Source organism: Shewanella electrica (assembly GCF_022321485.1).
Taxonomy (GTDB): Bacteria; Pseudomonadota; Gammaproteobacteria; order Enterobacterales; family Shewanellaceae; genus Shewanella; species Shewanella electrica.
The window spans coordinates 1-243 of the sequence record NZ_JAKOGG010000672.1 but is presented as its reverse complement, the minus strand read 5'-3'; the positions used below and the strand labels follow the sequence as shown (position 1 = coordinate 243).

Annotated in this window: 1 pseudogene; it reads right to left on the bottom strand. The window is 40.3% G+C overall.

The features are described 5' to 3' along the window. Positions 1-185, bottom strand: a pseudogene (locus L9G74_RS21765) (hypothetical protein); the annotation flags it as partial. Positions 186-243 lie beyond the last annotated feature (58 nt).

The window sequence follows — 243 nt, the reverse complement described above, 5'->3', positions numbered from 1 at the left end:
ATTTGAGTCCTCCTTGCATAAAGTTCATGATTAATAATCGCTTTCAGCGAATTTAGAAGCCATACCAGTGCTTGAGACAACTCAATATCTGGCATGGCTTCATTCATAATGAAAAATAAATCCCCAATGGTTCGGTCGTCTTCATTTTGACGTTCCTGCCAGGCTAACAAGTAGTAAGCTATCATGACAATTGCCAAATGGCCACAGAGTCCGTCATAACTTTGAACTTGTGACTTGTCTAGC